This window comes from Pseudomonas sp. PME37.24/025, assembly GCF_055556615.1.
In genome coordinates this window covers 1-279 of sequence record NZ_JBVHNK010000111.1, presented here as the reverse complement: position 1 = coordinate 279, position 279 = coordinate 1, and the positions used below count along the sequence as shown (strand labels likewise).

Annotated in this window: 1 protein-coding gene; it reads right to left on the bottom strand. The window is 60.6% G+C overall.

Annotation, left to right across the window (positions count from 1 at the left end):
• Positions 1 to 279, bottom strand: a 279-nt coding sequence (locus tag ACZ3HH_RS29715) for a hypothetical protein (protein WP_465810118.1), incomplete at both ends; no start/stop codon positions are given.

Below are 279 nucleotides of genomic sequence, written 5' to 3'. Positions count from 1 at the left end.
GATCTGCGTCTCACCCTCGCCCGCCAGATCGCCGGGTTGATAGAGCGCCATATTAATTCCGGTAATATGGGGCGGCGAATCAGGGGCGGCCAGATCGGCCAGAATCTTGCGGATCTGCGCTTCGAGCGGCTGGCTCCACGGCAATTGCGCGTCGGGCGAAACAAGCTGGATTTCGCCGCTGGCCCCGCCCGGACGAGCGAAAAGGATCACCGTCTGCTTTTTCGGATTGGGCATTTTATGGCGCGAATCAAGCCGGATATCGGCCAGATAGCGCACCGA